The sequence below is a fragment of the Proteus sp. fly-1008 genome (genome assembly GCF_040140305.1).
Taxonomy (GTDB): Bacteria; Pseudomonadota; Gammaproteobacteria; order Enterobacterales; family Enterobacteriaceae; genus Proteus; species Proteus vulgaris_B.
In genome coordinates, this window is the sequence record NZ_JBEEWH010000002.1 from 197,361 (window position 1) to 217,700 (window position 20,340).

Annotated in this window: 12 protein-coding genes; 5 read left to right on the plus strand and 7 right to left on the minus strand. The window is 37.6% G+C overall.

What is annotated here, in order from left to right:
• Positions 1-871: 871 nt before the first annotated feature.
• Together exbD and exbB are read right to left on the minus strand one after the other, a co-directional pair.
• Positions 872-1,300: a TonB system transport protein ExbD gene (gene exbD / locus ABN256_RS05480; protein ID WP_072069444.1), complete on the minus strand. Its 429-nt coding sequence runs from the start codon at positions 1,298-1,300 to the stop codon at positions 872-874.
• Between the two features lie 6 nt (positions 1,301-1,306).
• A complete protein-coding gene (gene exbB / locus ABN256_RS05485) occupies positions 1,307-2,326 on the minus strand; it encodes a tonB-system energizer ExbB (protein WP_196553519.1) in 1,020 nt (339 codons plus the stop codon).
• 327 nt (positions 2,327-2,653) lie between these two features.
• On the opposite strand from exbB, the gene metC reads away from it, so the two are divergent.
• Positions 2,654-3,844, plus strand: coding sequence for a cystathionine beta-lyase (gene metC / locus ABN256_RS05490; RefSeq protein ID WP_349439247.1), 1,191 nt, complete (start codon positions 2,654-2,656; stop codon positions 3,842-3,844).
• A gap of 123 nt (positions 3,845-3,967) precedes the next feature.
• Positions 3,968-4,636: a DedA family protein gene (locus ABN256_RS05495; protein WP_196553517.1), complete on the plus strand. Its 669-nt coding sequence runs from the start codon at positions 3,968-3,970 to the stop codon at positions 4,634-4,636.
• A 160-nt stretch (positions 4,637-4,796) separates the two neighbouring features.
• On the opposite strand, the gene ABN256_RS05500 is transcribed toward ABN256_RS05495, so the two are convergent.
• Positions 4,797-5,579 carry a class I SAM-dependent methyltransferase gene (locus ABN256_RS05500; protein ID WP_196553516.1) on the minus strand — a complete coding sequence of 261 codons (783 nt, stop codon included), beginning with the start codon at positions 5,577-5,579 and terminating at the stop codon, positions 4,797-4,799.
• A 179-nt stretch (positions 5,580-5,758) separates the two neighbouring features.
• On the opposite strand from ABN256_RS05500, the gene ABN256_RS05505 reads away from it, so the two are divergent.
• The 3 genes from ABN256_RS05505 (at position 5,759) to ABN256_RS05515 (ending at position 15,105) form a co-directional block, all read left to right on the plus strand.
• Positions 5,759-6,916, plus strand: a complete 1,158-nt coding sequence (locus ABN256_RS05505) for an iron-containing alcohol dehydrogenase (RefSeq protein ID WP_196553515.1) — start codon at positions 5,759-5,761, stop codon at positions 6,914-6,916.
• Positions 6,917-6,944: 28 nt separating this feature from the next.
• Positions 6,945-7,775, plus strand: coding sequence for a 2,5-didehydrogluconate reductase DkgA (gene dkgA, locus ABN256_RS05510; protein WP_196553514.1), 831 nt, complete (start codon positions 6,945-6,947; stop codon positions 7,773-7,775).
• A 223-nt stretch (positions 7,776-7,998) separates the two neighbouring features.
• Positions 7,999-15,105: an Ig-like domain-containing protein gene (locus ABN256_RS05515; RefSeq protein ID WP_349439248.1), complete on the plus strand. Its 7,107-nt coding sequence runs from the start codon at positions 7,999-8,001 to the stop codon at positions 15,103-15,105.
• An 85-nt stretch (positions 15,106-15,190) separates the two neighbouring features.
• Here the strand turns inward: ABN256_RS05515 and ABN256_RS05520 are convergent, their stop codons facing one another.
• From ABN256_RS05520 to ABN256_RS05535, 4 genes are read right to left on the minus strand one after another with little or no spacing between them, the layout of a single operon-like run.
• Positions 15,191-16,414, minus strand: coding sequence for a RhtX/FptX family siderophore transporter (locus ABN256_RS05520; protein ID WP_340895113.1), 1,224 nt, complete (start codon positions 16,412-16,414; stop codon positions 15,191-15,193).
• A 12-nt stretch (positions 16,415-16,426) separates the two neighbouring features.
• Entirely contained in the window at positions 16,427-17,833 is a 1,407-nt protein-coding gene (locus tag ABN256_RS05525) for a PepSY-associated TM helix domain-containing protein (protein ID WP_340895112.1), read from the minus strand.
• Positions 17,830-18,084: a hypothetical protein gene (locus ABN256_RS05530; protein WP_072069454.1), complete on the minus strand. Its 255-nt coding sequence runs from the start codon at positions 18,082-18,084 to the stop codon at positions 17,830-17,832. Before ABN256_RS05530 ends, ABN256_RS05525 begins: the two co-directional genes overlap by 4 nt.
• The gene (locus ABN256_RS05535) at positions 18,084-20,276 is read right to left on the minus strand and encodes a TonB-dependent siderophore receptor (protein WP_340895110.1); all 2,193 of its coding nucleotides are present in this window, start codon (positions 20,274-20,276) and stop codon (positions 18,084-18,086) included. Before ABN256_RS05535 ends, ABN256_RS05530 begins: the two co-directional genes overlap by 1 nt.
• Positions 20,277-20,340 lie beyond the last annotated feature (64 nt).

Consider the following 20,340-nt stretch of genomic DNA (forward strand, 5'->3'; position numbering starts at 1 on the left):
CGACAGGAACGACAGGAACGACAGGAACGACAGGAACGACAGGAACGACAGGAACGACAGGAACGACAGGAACGACAGGAACGACAAAAATAATGATAAAAATAGAATCAGTCAACAAAATAAAAAGCCATAACACCGAAATGTTATGGCCTTTAAATTTATTAAAATAATAAAATGCTATGTGTAGTTCTCTGCCTTTCACGTTTTATTTTACTCACCGCTTATCAAAAATAAGAAGTGGTTTGAATAAGTAAATAAAATCTACTTATCAGAAATTGGAATGACTGAAAACAACGGTCTACCTGGTGCAATAAAAAAATAAGCATCCAAATACGGATAACTTAGATAATAAACAAATTAGGCGTTCTTGTACGTAACAGAATGTTTCAATTTGTAACGTGGATGCATTATATCCAATAAGATTTTTTACGCAAGTATTTTTACACTTAAATCAAATTCACACAAAAACATTACTAATCATATGGTTATAAGGAGATTTAACTTAAAAAAGAAAATATCAACAAATCAAAAAGTGAAAAAAAATGAAGAGTTAATGAATATTAATGTAAGGTAAGTTGAAATAATAATATCTACTTAGCATTAATTGATTCAGCTCGTTATTACCAAGTAACTTAATTAACTATTTATTCTTAAAATTAATCTATCTATTATTAATATTATTCAACACTAAAGCTAAATTTTATTCTAACTCAATTTTATTAATTGTCTCATTAATAACTAAAAACAATAAAAAATATAAGTATAATTTTTTGTACAATAAAAAAGCACCTTATTCATCATTTTACAACGATAAATAAAGTGCTTTTAAAATAGCGTAATAATACTTAGTTGGATGACGTATTTCTAAACTTTATCCACCTGTAGAGACTGTTTCCATCCCTACTAATCCAACTTTGAGATACCCTGCCTTTCTTAACGAATCCATGGCAGCCATTAACGTTTCATAATCAACGCTTTTATCTGCTTGAAAAAAGATAGTGGTCTCTTTATTTGCTTGTGTCATCGTATCTAACACATTAGCCATCGTTTCATGCGTGACCATCTCTTCACCAATGAAAATTTGCTTATCAGACTTAATAGTCAAATAGACAGGCTTTTCAGGACGTGGCTGTGGTTTTGCACTTGAAGCGGGTAAATTTACTTTTATATCAACGGTAGCTAAAGGCGCGGCTACCATAAAGATAATGAGCAGAACCAACATGACATCAATAAAAGGCGTCACATTGATATCATGTAATTCATTATCATCACCTGAATCATCACCAAGACGCATTGCCATAATTCATTACCTTGCTTTGCTGTTTTCGATATCTAAGTCACGGCTAACTAATGTCACCACACCTGTTGCAATATCACCAATTTCACCACGATAACCTGCGATCATACGAGCAAAAATATTATAAATAATAACTGCTGGGATGGCGGCAATCAGACCAATCGCGGTAGCTAATAAAGCTTCTGCAATTCCTGGAGCAACAACTGCTAAGTTAGTCGTTTGAGAGTGTGCAATACCAATAAAACTGTTCATAATTCCCCAAACCGTACCAAAAAGACCGATAAATGGAGAAATTGCACCGATAGTCGCTAAGTAGCCATTACCACGGCCTAATTCACGAACAATGGCAGCAACGCGACGTTCCATACGCATTTCAACGCGTTCTTTAATGCCTGATGCCACTTTACTTTCTTGAGAGTATGTACGCTCTAATTCAGCATCATTAAAGAAATCAGCAGTCGCGCTCTTATTACCAAATTTTTTGCTAATGGTTAAAGCATCATTGAGTGATTTAGCATCAACTAATTGCGCTGTTTCATTTCTTAATCGACGACGTAATGAGAGTAAGTAGCTTCCTTTGGCGAAAAATAACGCCCACGTCACAATAGAAGCTAACAGTAAGCCAATCATGACACTTTTAACGACTAAATCGGCATTACGATACATGCCCATTACGGATAAATCTTCTGCAAACCCACCACCAGCAACCATTTCTGGCTCTACTGCTGGTGATGAATTTTCTGTCGCTGACGGAGTATTTACCGTGTTTTCTGCATTTTCAACCGTTGCAGGTAAAGTATTTTCACCCTCAGGCTTAGCAGGTTCAGAACCCGGTACTTTAGCCTCATTGCTGGTATTCGCAGATGAGTCTGTTGTTGGTGTTGTAGTTGTAGCAGTTCCCTGTGTAGAAGCTGTTGAAGAAACGGCAGCAGTAGTTGGCTGTTCAGTTGGTGTGGCAGGAGTCGTATCCGCAAAAGCAGAGCCTGTCAGACCGATTGCCAATAGAATAGAAGCTGTCAAATTACGCATCAGTTGGCCTTTTACTCTCTTTTTATCTATTTATTTATTCAGCAATGACGTTTTCCGTCACTACTTACCCAAAATCGTTCGCTTACAATCATCCTGTTTGCCATCAGGAAAGAGAAAACGCTCAAATGATATCAAACATGAAGCATTTTGATAGTAATTATCATTACTATTTGGCTATTTTTTTTTCATTTGTCGATTTTTAAGACAAATTATCGTTATTTCACGTAACGTGAAATTTTATCAACTACATCGATCGTCTTTTGTACTTATCCAAAAAATGAATTAACGTGGAGTAAACACACCATCAATTAAAAGAAGGTATTAAGGATGACGCTAAAAAAACAAGAAACCTCACTCCTCCTTTCTGGTCGAGCTAAAAAATATTCTCACGGCGCAGTAAACCCTATTATACAACGCACTTCATCTGTTATTTTTGATTCAGTTGCACAAAAACGTGATGCAACCAAAAAACGCGCGGAGGGTACACTTTTTTATGGCCGTCGAGGTACAACCACCCATTTTGCCTTACAAGAAGCCTTAACTGAATTAGAAAACGGTGCAGGTTGTGCACTTTTTCCTTCAGGTGCGGCAGCTATTACGCAGTCTATACTCGCCTTTGTTGAACAAGGCTCTCATATTCTTGTGACAGGATCAGCTTATGATCCAACGCAAAACTTTTGTGATCAGATCTTACGTAAGTTTTCAGTCGCAACAACCTATTTTGATCCATTAATAGGTAGAAATATCAGTCAACTACTGCGACCTGAAACAAAAATTATTTTTCTTGAATCCCCCGGTTCAATCACGATGGAAATTCAAGATCTACAAGGAATAATCAGCTCAGTTCGCCAATATAATCCTGAAATCATTATTATGATTGATAACACTTGGGCGGCAGGATTGCTACTTAAACCACTGACTTTTGGTGTCGATATTTCAATCCAATCTGCCACAAAGTATATTAATGGCCACTCTGATGGCATGTTAGGTTTTGCTGTAGCGAATGAACGCTGTTGGAAACAGTTACGAGAAAATACCTATCTATTAGGACAATGTGTTGATCCTGATACTGCTTATATGGCAGCAAGAGGATTAAGAACATTACCAGTAAGAATGAAGCAACATGAGCAAAGCGCATTGGAAGTTGCTCGTTGGCTAAAACAGCATCCATTAGTTGATAACGTTTATCACCCTGCGCTAGCCTCTTGCCCAGGACATGAATATTTCCAACGTGATTTCACAGGCAGTAACGGATTATTCTCTTTTAGTTTGAAAAAAAACCTCTCGCCAGAAGAATTTGAGATTTTTTTAGATAACTTTTCATTATTTAAAATGGCTTTCTCATGGGGAGGATTTGAATCTTTAATTTTGGGTTATCAACCTAATGACATTAAAGCAATGCGCCAATATGAAACACAACCTACATTTACTGGCACATTATTCCGTGTTCATATTGGATTAGAGAATGTAGATGATTTAATTGAAGATCTTGAACACGCATTTTTACGTATTTCTTAATTAATCATTAAATTTTTATAAAAAAAATCTATCCCTGTGGTTCCACAGGGATTAAATCAAACTGTTATCTTTATTTTGCGTTAGAATAGCGAACATAAAGTTCTTTTTAATGCGAGTTCGCTAATGGGTACATTAAAAGAGATAATTCACGCATTAATGCAACACGATTATATGGTGTTGGCTAATCCTAATGTGTTATGGGTTATCTATATTGTTCTTTTTGTTATTATTATGCTGGAAAATGGGGTGTTACCCGCAGCATTTTTACCAGGAGATACACTGCTTATTCTTTGCGGTGCCTTAATTGCAAAAGATGTTTTACACTTCTTTCCGACAATCATTGTATTAGGTACTGCCGCCAGTATTGGGAGTTGGCTTGGTTTTTTACAAGGTCGCTGGTTAAGTGATACAAAAATAGTTAAACGTTGGATGGCTCAATTACCTGAGCAATATCACCATAAGGCAAATGATCTTTTCCATCGCCAAGGTTTGTATGCACTATTAATTGGTCGCTTTATCGGTTTTGTACGAACATTATTACCAACGTTAGCAGGCTTATCCGAATTACAACAACGTCGCTTTCAAATATTTAACTGGTTAAGTGGCTTTTTGTGGGTGGGTATTATTGTGTCACTAGGTTATGTATTGAATTTAATTCCCTTTATTCAAAAGCATGAAACATTAGTGATGAATATTTTGATGACACTGCCTGTATTGCTCTTAAGCGCAGGTTTAATTGGCTCTATCGTAATGTATATTCGCCATCGTAAAAATAGCCCCAGTAATAAGTAATTCAAAAAAACGCCATTATTTTAAACATTATAATGGCGTTTTTAATCATCTAATACTTCAAAAGTTCAGTTGTTCATTGTTTTATCTCCTAATCTATTAATATCTGACTAAAAATCCATTTATATTAATTACAATCATGGTCTTTTTACTCTATTTCTCTTTAAAGCTTAATCGCTTTTGAAGCAAGGAATGTAGGAATATAGCTATCAACAAGAAAACGCGCATGAGGGGCAAAATCTTCAATAAAATCTTGTAATAGAAAACCCGCCGCTAATTGTCCACCAATAAGATCCGTTAAAGAATGACCAAATACAAGCCCATCACCTTTGGCCACTTTTTCTTGCAGAATGTCTGAAGGCAATGAATCTTGATCACTATACGGTAAGCGGTAAGTGGGTCTCATTAATCCCTGAGAACGTAATTGCGGATCTCTATCATCAACAAATACAACGGGATTATAGAAACTCGCCATCAATACACCGCCATTCTTCAAAACACGGTAGCACTCTTGCCAAACAGGATTTACATCTGGTACATATAAATTGGAAATAGGATGAAAAATAATATCAAAACTTTCATCAGCAAATGCTGTTAGATCTGCCATATCTCCTTGTACTGCCACCAAATCTAACTGATGCTTTTGCGCCAATTGGCTATCTTTACTTAATTGCCCTTCTGATAAATCAAATACTGTCACAATACCACCAGCCGCGGCTAAAATAGGCGCTTGTTGCCCACCCGCAGACGCTAAACAGAGTATTTTTTTACCTTTAATATCAGCTAGCCACTCACTCTTAACTGGGTTAGGCGTTAAATGAACTTTCCAGTCGCCTTGCTTTGCAGCGATAATTTCTTCATCGCTTACAGGCTTAGACCACTGATTTTCCATTGCAGCTTGTTTATCCCAATGTTCTTGGTTTAATGTTAAATAATGACTTTCCATATAACTCCTTATAAATTACAACACGATAGGACGTTGTAGTCATTAAGGCAGATAATTCACCTCTTAATTCTACAACCTTACAGTTATAGTTATGTCATGCTATTTCGTCTAGATACAATAAATAAATTTTTCCTGATTTATTGTCATCCCACAGAACATCAATTTAAGGTGGAAACAACATGCAAAACTTTACTTATTACTCCCCTACTCGCCTTCATTTTGGTCAAGGTCAAATCGAAAAATTACGTTCTGAAATCGGAAAAAATGAAAGGATATTACTGACCTATGGTGGGGGTAGTATTAAACGTAATGGTGTATTAGACCAAATTTATACTGCACTTCCCGGCCATCAAATTCATGAATTCGGTGGTATTGAACCCAACCCTTCTTATGAAACATTGATGAAAGCCGTCTCTTATGCAAGATATCACGGTATCACGCATTTATTAGCCGTAGGGGGCGGGTCGGTTATTGATGGGACAAAATTTATTGCAGCTGCTGTTCCCTATCAAGGCGAGCCATGGGAAATTGTTACCAGTCGCGGTAAAGTCGTTGAAAAAGCCCTACCTTTAAGTTGCGTATTAACGCTTCCGGCAACTGGTACAGAAACAAACAGTTTTTCAGTTATCAGTAAAAAACAGACCATGGATAAACAAAGCTTTTCCAGTCCTTATGTCTACCCTCATTGTGCCATTTTAGATCCTACAACTACCTATTCTTTACCCCCAAGACAAACGGCTAATGGGGTTGTAGACGCTTTTATTCATATATTAGAGCAATATCTCACTTATCCTGTGAATGCTCGTGTACAAGATGAATATGCAGAGGGCCTTTTACGTATTTTAATTGATCAAGGACCAAAAGCGCTGACATCACCTACAGACTATGATATCCGTGCTAATATTATGTGGACAGCATCACAAGCCCTTAATGGCATCCTTGGTGTTGGTGTTCCTCAAGATTGGGCTACGCATGCATTAGGTCACGAACTCACAGCTTTACACGGGCTTGATCATGCACAAACTCTCGCCATCGTTTTACCTGCCCTATTAAATGAAAAACGACAGGCTAAATATGAAAAGTTAATCCAATATGCACAAAAAGTCTGGGGTATAAACCAAGGTTCTGACGCTTTTAAAATTGAAACTGCGATTAACGAAACTCGAAAATTCTTTGAATTAATGGGTCTTAGAACTCGACTGGCTGATTTCAAAATCAATGAAGAAGATATTCCCGCATTAGTGCGAAAATTGGAAGAGCATGGACAAACAGCGCTGGGCGAGCACCAAGATATCACGTTAGAAGTCAGCCAACGTATTTATACAGCGGCACTCTAAGGACTTTAATACGACTTTGGAGATATAAATGAATAAACCTAAACTAATCAAATTATCTGATGGCAACGCAATACCTCAATTAGGGCTTGGCGTTTGGCAAGCAGATAACCATCAAGTGGTTAAAGCTATTCACCACGCTCTTGATACAGGCTATCGTCTTTTTGATACCGCGGCAATTTATCACAATGAAGAAGGTGTAGGTAAAGCGCTAAAACAGACGACGGTTCCTCGTGATGAACTCTTTATCACAACCAAATTATGGAACAACGATCAAACCCATGCTCGTGGTGCTGTCTTAGAAAGTCTTCAGCGTTTACAACTTGATTATATTGACCTCTATTTAATACATTGGCCAGCACCATCACGTGAACTTTATGTTGAAACGTGGAAGCAAATGATCATCTTGCAAAAAGAAGGTTTGGTCAAAAGTATCGGTGTCTGTAATTTCAAAGAAGAGCACCTCGAACGTATCATTACTGAAACGGGCGTTACTCCTGTTATTAATCAAATTGAAATTCATCCATTAATGCAACAAGCACCATTAAGAGCATGGAATACGACTCACAATATTGTGACTGAATCCTGGAGCCCATTAGCCCAAGGCGGCGAGGGCGTATTTGATCAACCAATTATTCAAAAACTGGCTGAAAAATACCATAAAACACCCGCTCAAATTGTGTTACGTTGGCATTTAGATAGTGGACTAGTGGTTATTCCAAAATCTGTCACCCCTTCTCGTATTGAAGAAAACTTTCACATTTTTGATTTTAAATTAGAAAAAGAGGAAGTTGCGGAAATAACAACACTTGAGCAGAAAAAACGTTTAGGACCTGATCCTGATGTTTTTGTTGATATCTAATATTAATTCACACGTTAAAAGTCAATAGTGTTATTTCCTATTGACTTTTTTCTTATTCAATTCGCTCATCCTCTATTCTTCCTTTTTTTGACGATATATTTTTATTTTTCTGAATGCATTTTTTTATATCTTTAGAAATTAATTAATTCAAGTTCACTTTCTGATATAAAAAAGATATATAAATACGAGAATCTCATCATTATTTGTAACGGTGAGTTTAAAAATGACAAAATTTAAAAGTGAGCTAACACCGCAACTTTCCTCCATTACAAAGAAAGTTGCTTGGTTTAATATTATAATTCAGTTAGCTTTTCCTATTTCAGCAACAATACCTGTCAATGTTTTTGCGGATGGGAATATACAAGAAAATCAACTCATTAATAAAGAAAATACGTATCAAGTTAAAGAAGGTGATACCCCTGAGTCTATTGCAAAGCAGTTTAATATAAAGCTATTTGAGTTAATTGAAATAAATCCTGATTATGTCTCTTTAGTTGGTAATTTAAAGATAAAAACAGGTATTACACTGAATATCCCTAGTAAATCTTTATTGACAAAAAAATGGTTAAATAATAACAATCAAGATAATCCTATTCCTTCAACAGACGGACAAGAACTCGCTCAAATTATTGTTGATAACTCATCTTTATTAAATAAAGAGACTGATGCAACACAATATGCAATTAGCCGAGTATCAAGTAAAGCCAATCAACAAATAGAACAATGGTTAAATCAATTTGGTCATGCTCGAGTATCATTATCCACAGATAAAGATTTTACGTTAGAAAATAGCTCGGCCGATTTATTAATTCCCATTTACGATCAAGAGAAAAATTTAGTTTTTACTCAAACAAGTTATCACCGTAAAGACTCACGTAGCCAATTCAACCAAGGAATTGGTTATCGTCATTTTACCGATAAATTTATGGTGGGACTTAATGCGTTTTATGACTACGACCTCAGCCGCTATCACAGCCGATTTGGTGTTGGTGCTGAAGTTTGGCGAGATTATTTTAAACTCAGCATGAACCACTACCATCGTTTATCCAATTGGCGCACTTCTGATGATGTCATGGATTATAACGAACGCCCAGCTAATGGTTGGGATATCAGAACAGAAGGCTATTTGCCAGCATATCCACAATTAGGTGCAAAACTTATTTTTGAACAGTATTACGGCAAAGAAGTGGGTTTGTTTGGCAAAGATAATCGTCAAGAAAATCCTCACGCTTATACTGCTGGACTCACTTATACCCCCGTTCCTTTGCTCACTTTTGGTGCAGAGCGTCGCTTTGGTTTAAACGACAATGGCGATAATCGCTTAGATATTAGCTTACAATATCACCTTGGTGAATCAATCTCATCACAGCTTAATCCTGATAATGTGCGAGCAATGCGTTTAATGTCGGGTAGCCGCTATGATTTTGTCGATAGAAATAACGATATTGTTTTGGAGTATAAAAAGAAAACGCTGGTTTTCCTCTCCATGGCACCTTCACTTTCGGGTTATGCCAATGAAGAAAAAGATCTCAATGTTTATGTTCACGCTAAATATCCCGTGAAAAATATTGAATGGTCTGCAAGTCGCTTAATCACCAATGGCGGTAAAATTAATCATAACGGTGGCTTTAATTATTCAGTTATTTTACCTCGCCATGTCACTGGTACTGAGCAACAAAATAGCTATACCATCAGTGCAATTGCTATTGATGAACAAGGTAATCGCTCTGATCCTGTACAAAGCAAAATTATAGTTTCTCAATCGGCAATTAATACGCAAAATAGCCAATTTACGCCTAAAATAAGCCAATTAGCTGCTGATGGGCACTCCACGCAATCATTACTGTTAACCGTACTGGATAACGATAAATTACCCGTTGATATTAATCTTAAAGAATTATCACTAAACAGTAGCTCGGATAACGCAATAAGCACCAGCCGAATTTCCGCGTTTACTCGTCTTGATGCAGGGAAATATCAGCTTACTATCACGGCAGGAAGTTCACCTGAAACGGTCACATTAACGCCGAAATTTAGAGATGATACCTTTAATTCGGCAAAGGTTGTTTTTATTGCTGATGATATTACTGCGCATATTGCCAAGGGTGAGTTAACAGTTGTTAAAGATAACGCCCCTGCTGATGGTAAAAGTCAAAATAAAATCCAAGCGATAGTCACTGATCTTAACCATAATCCAATTCCTCATTATCCCGTTAGCTTTAGTGCTGATAATGGTGCAACGATAATGCAACAAGGTGAGACTGACGCACAGGGTAAAATTATTGTTCCTATTACCAATACACTGCAAGGTCAAACAAACATTGAAGTCACAGTGAAAGATATTGCTTATGCGGCGAAAGTTAATTTCATTGCTGATGTTCATACGGCAAAATTAGAGACTTTCACCATCACGCCTTATCGCTCCTTTGCCAATAATAGTGATGAAAAAACGTTGGCATTTAAAGTCCTTGATGCCAATAAAAACCCCGTTCCAGATATCACAATTCAATTAACTGCTGACAATAAAGCGCAACTAAAACAAACCACATTAACGACTGATAAACAAGGTCTTGCCTCTACCACAATGACCAGCAAAATATCAGGAATTGTGACCGTTAGTGCTGAAGTTAATAACGTGGTTAGCCAAGAAAAAACACAATTTATTGCGGATATGTCAAATGGAAAAATCACGTCTATCACCGCATCTGCGCCACCTTATATTGCTGATGGTAAAACCCCAGTAACCTACACCGCTGTGGTAAAAGATAATAATAACAACCCATTAATCAACGCAAAAATTATTTGGTCAACTGATGGAGATCCTAATAGCGTAAAAATTGATGATATGTCTGTTACTGACGATCAAGGGATAGCGACGACGCAAATCACCAGCACCAAAGAGTTAGATGTAATAGTGACCGCCAGCATTAGCAACGATACTGTTGATGCTGCACCTATTCATTTTACTGCTGATATTCAACAAGCTCTTTTTGCTTCATTAACGATTGATAAAAACCAAATTACTGCCGATACCAAAGACAGTGCATTACTCACAGCGGTTATTACCGACAATTTAGGCAACCCGTTATCGGATATGTCAGTGCAATGGCAAGGCTCTCAAGGTGTAGTATTTAGTGCACCTCAGACACGAACTGATAAACAAGGACAAACTCAAACACGTATCACGACAAATCAAGCTGGTTTAACCACCATTAACGCCAAATTGGCAAATGGTAAAACAGCACAAGTTACCTTAATGGCCGTTGCTGATCATAACAGTGCAACTGTCACCATTACTCCACTGAATGGTAAAATCAGTGCAATTGCTGATGATAGCGACACCCTGACATTTACAGCTCATGTTGTGGATTCACATCATAATCCATTAATGCAGCACCCTGTTTTTTGGCAGGCAACACACAATACATTAAGCAAAAACTTAGTTAAAACTGATAATAACGGCGACGTTAATATCGAATTAAAAGGAACACAAGCACTACCAACAACACTCACCGCAACGCTGTTAAATAAACAACAAGCGTCATTAGATGTTATCTTCACACCGGGTAATGCTGCCAGTGCACACAGCAGCATGATACTCAATCCACAATCGATTATTGCGGATGGTAAATCGGTTTCTACTGCCACTATTACGTTAAAAGATAAATTTGATAACCCTGTGCCTCAGCAAGCAAAAACACTGTTATTAACTGGGGATAACAACACCATTCAATTTAGTTCTATCAAAGAAATTGCCAAAGGAATTTATCAACTCAATATCAGTGGTAAACAAGAAGGAATAAGCACCATCAGTGCGCAATATCAGCAAAGCAATACCAAATTTACCTTAACTCAACCATTAGGTTTTGTTGCTGATACCCAAAATGCCGTGATTAAAAGTGTCACAGTTATCAAGCCTTATGAAGTCATTGCTAACGGTCATGATAAAGTTACACTTCGCGCAGAAATAGTTGATAAGCAAGGGAATCCAAGCATGGCAAATGTTGCTGTCGGTTGGATAAGTCCATTAGGCACATTCTCTTCCCCTCTCAGCAAAACTAATGCGCAAGGTATTGCCGAAACCACCATTTCCAGTACACAAGCGGGTGTAACACAAGTCAGTGCACTGTTAGACAGTCAGCAATCTTTAGATGCAGACCATATTATTACCTTTAATACTGATGTTATTTCTGCGGATCAATCTCAGTTATCGCTCACCCCTGATAGCATTGTTTCCACAGTAACAAAAGCCACATTGACACTCACATTAAAAGATAAAAATGGGAATTTACTCAAAGGATTAGCAAGTAAAATTAATGCTCGTTACAGTACGGATCTCACGTTTACAATCTCTCCTTTTACTGAAACGGATAAAGGTATTTATCAAGCACAAATTGGCGCGATAAAAGCAGGACAGACGGTCATCAGTGCCGAAGTCAACGCAGTCACTTTAACGCAAACCGCACCATTAACTGTCTTACCTAATGGACAAACGGCAAAAGTCAGCAAATTTGTGATCAGTGATAGAACACCTCATGCAGGAGATACCATCACCTATGATGCTTACTTAATTGATGCCAATGACAACCCTATTATTGCGGGTATGCCTGTCACATGGACAACAAACAAAGACAGTTTATTAGCTACACCGCTCACTTTTACTGATAGTAAAGGTGTAACACAAGCTAAATTAACCCGAGATCCCGCTGGTATTGCCAAAGTCAGTGTTGTATTAAGCACGGGTACTTATCCTGCAGATGATGTTAATTTTATCGCCGATGATGTTGACGAAAATCGCTCAGAAATTGGTTTATTGCCTTCAAGTATTATTGCTAATGGTAAAGATAGTGCGGTACTTTCATTAACGGTTCGTGATAAAGGAGGCAATATTCTGCCAGATCAAACTGTTGAAGGTATTTCAGCTAACCCAACCTTGCAATTTAGCACAGCAAAACAGGTGTCCCCTGGTCATTATGAAATCACCGTCACAGGGACTCAATCAGGCACCACACAACTCACTGTTAAAGTGAATGGAGTCGAATTTAAGAAGCAAAAAACCTTACAACTGCGCGCCGATCCAGCAACATGGCAAGTTAAAGCTGTTGATGTTGATAGAACAACCATAATTGCCGGTGACAAAGGCGTTAATTACCAAGCCACCATTGTCGATGCCAATGACAATATATTGCCGAACGTTATCGTCTCGTGGAAATTACAAGGCTTGGCGGATGATTATGACTTTAGTACCTACACCGATGCAAAAGGTGTCGCAAGAACGAAAGTCACAAGTCATGTTGCAGGCACATTAAAAATGAGTGCTTACCTTGATTTAAATAATCATAAACCTATTCATGATGTAGTTGTCACACCAGCTGATATTGACGCCAATAAATCAACCTTTAGCAGTAGCCGTCAATCTATTGGTGGAAATGACAAAGATAGCGCCTTACTCTCTGTTAAATTAATAGATAAGTATGATAACGCCATTGAGGGTAAAAAAGTGTCGATTACCGCCACCAGCGGCACACCTCACTTTAGCGATAATCCGTTAAAACCCGTGGGAAATGGAGAATATCAAACCAACCTCACGTCGAATGTCAAAACAGATATCGTATTAACGGCAAATTCAGAGGGGATAACGCTTGCCAAACCTATCACCATTAAAGTGACTATTCCTAAACCTGAGATTATTTTTGATAAGCCTATTCAGCAAGAAACCTATGCTTCTGCACCCATTAACGCATTAGGTTATACAGGTATTCCAAATAACATTAATGTGATGTGGTCTAGTTCTGATCCTTCAGTAGCCTCAATTGATGCTCTTAACGGTGAAGTATCGATGAAAAAAGCAGGAACCGCGATTATTACGTTACAAACGGCGGGTAATGACCAATATCAACCATCTCAAAGCAGCTATCCTTTGGTGATTGAAAAAGCGAAACCAAATCTAAAACTAACGTCCCCACTCTCTATACAATCAACATGGAATGATGGGGTAACATATAATGTTAGCGTTACTTTTGACAATGCTGATGCAAAAAATATTCCTTTAAATTATGTAAGTGATGACCAACACGTAATGACTATTGATACACAAGGTACTATTACGGAAGTCAAGCCCGGTAAAACAAAAATACATATAAACAGTGATGCCACCGAACAATTTTTAGCAGATACCGTGACCGTTGACTATCAACAAGATAAAGGAACACTGTCCATTCAATTTGCATCAAAAAACATGATATTATATGAAAATGATACCAATATTAAGGTTCAACAACCCATATCCCCTTTACCTAAAGAGGCGCAAGGTGTTTGGTCAGCAAAAGATCCTAGTATTGTTTCGATAAAAGAAGATGGAACCATTATTAAAGTCAGCTCAGGTAGCACAGAGATTACATTAACATCAAAAGAAAATGACTATTTCTATGAATCAGAAGGGTATTATTTTGTTAATGTAAGAAAGGTGCCTCATGTCACAATTAATTATGTCTCACGAAGAGTGGATAATAATAATAAAGCTCAAATTATTCCAAATACCAATACACCAATAAGTTGGACACCGGTTTATGAGGATGATGCGTTAACTTTTTCTTGGATACCGCCTAAAACATCCGGAATGGAATATGCAGTTAACTTTGAATTATGGGACGGTAACAAAAAAACTAGCAAAATATTTGAATATCCAGCAAACGCAATCGCTTCGGGGAATACAGTCACAACGCGATTAACGATGGAAAAAAATTCATTACAAAGCACTGATCTTAAAATCAAAGTTATTGTATTTGATCTTGCTGACAACAATAAAGAATACCCTACTTTCTACCCTTTAAATGTTAAAGCAATCTCTCCTAAATATATGGATTTTACATTAGCTGGAAAAATCTTATTTATTGAAACAAGTAATAATGGCACACAAACCAGTTCGTGCCGAACATTACCAACAGATACAATGACACATGTTATGGCTTCTCCTGTTACCTCATTAGGGTTATATTCTGAGAAATTATTATACCCTATAGCAGTTTCTCATAAACTCATTAATATTCAAGGTGATGCAAGTCGTAGTGAAGTCGATTATCATGATGAATACGTGTATAATACTTCAACTCAAAATAATTCTTTCAATAATACGTTTCCTTCATTAGCGATGAAAGAAGATTGTTTTCAACCTCTAGCAGGTGATCCTGATTCAGGCTCAGCGACATTAATCACAAATATCACGATCAATGGAGTAACCAAAGAATATCAACAAACAGTTCAATGGGACGGCACAGGTGATCCAAATAAAAATAAAGTCAGCACTATTTATAATAAAGCAGTAAATTAAAAAATGACTGATTAATATAAAACCCTCGTAAAGTTTACTTTTTACGGGGGTTTTTTAATCATCAATGCTTTTATCTTTTCTAATTTTAAGAAATCGACACTTTCTCTTGGTATTTTACATTCATCAACGTCACTACCAATGCACAAACTGCAATTATAGCTGCCAAACCAAACCCACCACGATACCCTATTGTTGCCGTTAAACTCACCAACATCATTGCACACGCCATTTCACCGATATCACGCATACTTTGTACTGCGGTCATATCAGTACCGGCTTGATTATCGGTTGACGCAAAACGCATGCCTGCGGTCATAATAGCCACAGAAGTGATCCCTGATGATAAAGAGCCTAATACAATACACACAGTAACTATTGTAAGACTGATAGAGCCTATTGATTGTGAAAGCCATAATAATGAGGAACCTAAAGCACACAGTAATCCTGCAGAAAAAGCGCGCCACACACCAATTTTATTAATTAACCAAGCACCACCGCCACAACCAAAGAAAAGGGTTACCATGCCACCCATCATGCCCATTTTCCCAATCTCTGCTAAAGACCAACCACTGTCACTTAAAAAGAGCTTTGCTAAACCAAAGCCTGATACTGCGGTTACTGCTGAAAGCAATGTCAGTGTTAATAGTCTTACCGCTCCTTTTCTCCGTACCATTTTTAATAGGCTTGCATTAGGTGAATCACCATTTTCACCCTCATCATATTTTGCTTTTTGACGAAATAACGTAATAAAAAATAAACTGATAGCGGGCACTAAGGCAAATAACAGTAATGCGGTATGCTGGCCTAATTTATCAGTGAGGATCATCATACCTGCTCCTCCTAAGAAAAAGCCGCCCATCACGCCTGCAATTTGAACAGCATTTATTTTCGATAATAACGTGCCACTCGCATGTTCAGCGGCCATACCATCTGTTGCAATATCCTGTGTAGCACTGGCTAATGAAGCGATAGCTAATAAAGTGACACCCCATTTTGCCGTTTCGATAGAAATACCAAGGATTGCTAATAATAATAAACAGAACGTCACAATGATCTGCATGGGAATAATCCAGCTACGGCGACGACCTAAAGATTTAAACCAATAATTATCAACCACTGGCGCCCATAAAAATTTTAATACCCATGGCAATCCAACTAATGGAATAAATGCGATTGCACTTAAAGCCGAACCTTCTTGGCGTAATAATGTAGGCAATGCATCCATCGCAATTCCCATCGGAATACCTTGTGCTAAATAAAGTAAACCTAGCGTTATCACTAATTGCCGATGTTTTAATAATTCTTGCATAACAGACTCCAATTACTGTCTTTTTAGTAGAAAAAGACCTATCAAAAAATAAAAAATAGCACTGATCAACAAGGCACAACTTATCCACCACAAAGCAGCGTGGGTTATAAATAAGTGACTAAAGACACTGATAAATAAAACCACACTACTGATGGTTAAAATAAGAAAAGTAAGTTGGATCACTTGCGGATAAAAAAAATAAAAAAGAAGCGTTATCAACCAAACACCAAAAAAAGGCAGTATCGGTGATAACGCGGAGAAAATAGCGAAAGGAAGTAAACATGTACTGGCAAAAATTAAGCCAGAACAACTTCCTAACACTAAACGGGAACTGATATTAATAGGCTTTTTTAATGCCCAAATTACTAATCCACTAAAGGTCAATACACAGGCCATCATTCCCATTAGGCAATGAAGTACCGATAAACTAAAATTTGCTGAACCTGCCCATAAATATTGACCATAATGCAAAGGTTGAATGGCAATAAAAGCACGTGTCCAAAATTGCTGAGACACAGAACTTTTTTCCGCAATCCAATGGTTATCTAAGCCAGAAAAAAATAACTGCTCAAAATTAGCGGTGCTGGGTAAATATAAATGAATACCACTCACTGTAATTTGCTGCTCAGTATTACTTCTATTTTTCCAATTAATAGTTTCAGGAATAAAGTCTGGTTTTTCTTGTGAAAGTTGAATTAATAATGAGCTAGGAGAAGATGCAATAAACTCAGATGAAACAGGCGTTGATTGTCCCATTAATTTCATCATGACTTGTACTGGAGCATCTGGCTCTACATATTTTGCGAGCATTAATGTACCAAATGCCCCTAATCCTGATAATGCTCCAGTTAATGCAAACATTACTAGCCAAGGATAACTCCATAATCCAATTACATTATGTAAATCAAAGAAAAACAGCCTACGCCCTTGATTAAAACGGAGTCGAAATAGTTGATAAACTTTACGGTGATGAATAACAATGCCCGTTATTAGTAATAGCGCAAACACAAAACCAAATAAACTAATAAATAACCGCCCAGAAAAACCCATAAATAGATTTTTATGTAAATTAACAATAGGAGAGATAACTTCTCTTACTGTAATTTTTTCACCCGTTTGTGCATTTAATTGCAGTGAACAATCGCCCATTCCTTGGCAGAAAGTAATAATTGGATGGTCTATAGAGGGTAATTTCACACTATTGAAACCGTTTTGACCTAATAGATATTCGCCTTTTACTAATAACTGATCTAACGGCAATAACTCTCTATCTAATGGCTTAAATTGAGCCCATAAATTTAAATTTTCATGTGCTAATGACCATGTTCCTGTCAATAGAATAATAAATAATAGAATACCAAACAAAGAACCCACTTGGTGATGAAGTTGTAAAAATTGGCGCTTTAATATTGCTTTCATACAATAAATTCCATCAATATTAAAGGTAATGGCCACCAGCTCCATGCGCGCCAAAATACCTGTTTTCCATTTAGTGAGAATAAGCTAAAACAGAGCAATCCACATAAACAGACAACGGGTAAAAAGACGGCTGCATATAGGCGATTAAGGGGGTCAGTGCTGGGATAAAATGTTGCTATCAATAATGACAGCGTAATACTCCCTATTACGCTGCCTAAAACAGCACAACTGATCAGCAGTGCCTTTTGCATTAGAAATCAGCCTTGATATTCAACATAACGTTACGAGGTTCGCCGTAACGGTTATTCCATTGAGGTGAGAAAAGGCTTGAGTAATAACGTTTATCAAAGACGTTATTAATATTTAATGCAGCAGACCAATGTTCATTAATTTGGTAACCTAAACGCGAATTGAATACCGCATAGCCACCTTGGCGTAACGTAACTTCACCGTTTGTTTTGCTATATTCACTTTGCGCTTGAATACCACCACCCACACTCCACTTACGCGCATCCCAAGGTAACTGATAATTTGTCCACACTCTTACCATGTGACGAGGCACTAATGAGTTAAAGCTATTACCTTTATTCAAGGTATCTTCTTTATATTCCGTATCGGTATAGGTATAACCGACCGAGAGATCCCAAAATGGCGATAAGTACCCCATTCCTTCAATATCAAAACCTTGACTAACAACTTTGCCGCCACTAATAAAATAGGTATTAAAACCACCGCCAGGATGTGCCGGATCTTCTTGTGGATTATTTTTCATGTCGATACGGAAAACAGCGGCTGATACATTAAGCCCACCGTTCATCAACGCTCCTTTGATCCCGGTTTCAACTGTTTGTCCTTCCACTGGTTTCAACATGTCACCACTCCAGGTTTTCCCCGTTTGTGGTTGATAAACCGTAGAATAACTGCTGTACCATGACCATTGAGGTGCAAAGTCCCAAATCAAACCACCATAAGGGGTGATTTTTCCATTTTCAGTAAACTTAGCTTGGGGTTTTTTCACTTCCCACCAGCTCGCTCTCGCCCCTGCAATCAATGTTACTGGCTCAATAAGCTTGATCCGCCCCATTCCATAGACACCAGTTTGTTCCGTTTTTGTCGCGCCTTGAGAGGAATAACCCGTTATTTGTGGTTTCGGTACACTATGAGGATCCCAGCGATAAATATTTACAGGAACATTGAGAGGATCTTTAAATTGCCCAGTGTGCTGTTCTTCACTGGCTTTTGAGTAGCTCATTCCCACTATCAGATCATGTTGTAAGCCCCAACCGTTAAGTTTTCCTGTGACGTTGGTATCAAGACTGGTTTGATAGTTATGAAACTTGTATGCTCCTCCCATTAGCATGGCACCATCACCGGTTTCAGGATCAATATTTCCCCATGCCCCTGCATACAACAAACGCGCTTTAGCATATTGATAATCACCGTTGATTTTAAACAACCAATCATCATTAATTTGATGTTCAATTCCGGTAAATAACCGAGTGGTATCCCATTTAAAGCGATCCCAATCAGCATCTAAATAAGTTTTACGAGGAAGGTGTAAATCGCTACCATCTTTTCCCATTGGCACACCTGCCATATTGGTGATGGAGTCTATTGTTTGATATTGAATACCGGTACGTAATAGTGTGTTAGTCGTTAAGTCTGCATCCACTGTGGCATAAATCAAACGCGTCTTTTGATCTGAAATATCATAGAAAAAATCTTTATCTTCCCATGCCATTACGACACGACCGCGCACACTACCTTCTTGATTTAGACGTCCGCCCACATCGACTTCACCGCGATAACGGTTCCAACTCCCAGCCGTAAATGTTGCTTTTAATTGTGAGTCTAAAGGGGCGTGTTTACGTACCATATTGACGGTTGCCGCAGGATTTCCCATTCCATGCATTAATCCGTTAGAGCCTTTTAAGATCTCTACACGCTCATACACTGCCATATCTTGTGGCGAACTTGCCATATTTCCCATTAATGCGGGAACACCATCAAGTTCAAAGGAGTTAATTTGAAAACCACGTGCGTAATAAGCCGTTGTTAATAAAACAAAAGGTGCACTAGTAACCCCATTAGCACGAGTCATCACTTCATCAAGAGTATTTAGGTTTTGATTTTCTATCTGCTCTCTATCTATCACAGAGACAGTTTGTGGGATCTCTCTAGGTTTAAGCGCCATTTTACTTAATGTACTAACACCAGGAGCAAGGTTATTTCGGTTTTGTGCTACGCTTTCAGTCACAACCAAAACATCGACTGCTTTATTATTTTCTGTTGCTGTATTTGCGATGGCAGAAAGTGAAAATAAAGCGGTAGAACACAAAATAGCACATTGTGTTAATGCCAATTTATTTTGTGTACGTTGATTTAATACTGGCGATAATTTCTGTGTTTTATCTAAGCCAGCTAAAGAAGAAATGCAAACCATATTCATCCCAAAATATTCAAATGATAATGGTTATCACTCTACCAATTTTAGGATTACGGTATTT

What these genes read in the sequence shown, in the direction of transcription:
- exbD (WP_072069444.1), bottom strand. Translation starts at nt 1,300, where the DNA reads ATGGCAATGCGTCTTGGTGATGATTCAGGTGATGATAATGAATTACAT.
- exbB (WP_196553519.1), bottom strand. Translation starts at nt 2,326, where the DNA reads ATGCGTAATTTGACAGCTTCTATTCTATTGGCAATCGGTCTGACAGGC.
- metC (WP_349439247.1), top strand. Translation starts at nt 2,654, where the DNA reads ATGACGCTAAAAAAACAAGAAACCTCACTCCTCCTTTCTGGTCGAGCT.
- ABN256_RS05495 (WP_196553517.1), top strand. Translation starts at nt 3,968, where the DNA reads ATGGGTACATTAAAAGAGATAATTCACGCATTAATGCAACACGATTAT.
- ABN256_RS05500 (WP_196553516.1), bottom strand. Translation starts at nt 5,579, where the DNA reads ATGGAAAGTCATTATTTAACATTAAACCAAGAACATTGGGATAAACAA.
- ABN256_RS05505 (WP_196553515.1), top strand. Translation starts at nt 5,759, where the DNA reads ATGCAAAACTTTACTTATTACTCCCCTACTCGCCTTCATTTTGGTCAA.
- dkgA (WP_196553514.1), top strand. Translation starts at nt 6,945, where the DNA reads ATGAATAAACCTAAACTAATCAAATTATCTGATGGCAACGCAATACCT.
- ABN256_RS05515 (WP_349439248.1), top strand. Translation starts at nt 7,999, where the DNA reads ATGACAAAATTTAAAAGTGAGCTAACACCGCAACTTTCCTCCATTACA.
- ABN256_RS05520 (WP_340895113.1), bottom strand. Translation starts at nt 16,414, where the DNA reads ATGCAAGAATTATTAAAACATCGGCAATTAGTGATAACGCTAGGTTTA.
- ABN256_RS05525 (WP_340895112.1), bottom strand. Translation starts at nt 17,833, where the DNA reads ATGAAAGCAATATTAAAGCGCCAATTTTTACAACTTCATCACCAAGTG.
- ABN256_RS05530 (WP_072069454.1), bottom strand. Translation starts at nt 18,084, where the DNA reads ATGCAAAAGGCACTGCTGATCAGTTGTGCTGTTTTAGGCAGCGTAATA.
- ABN256_RS05535 (WP_340895110.1), bottom strand. Translation starts at nt 20,276, where the DNA reads ATGGTTTGCATTTCTTCTTTAGCTGGCTTAGATAAAACACAGAAATTA.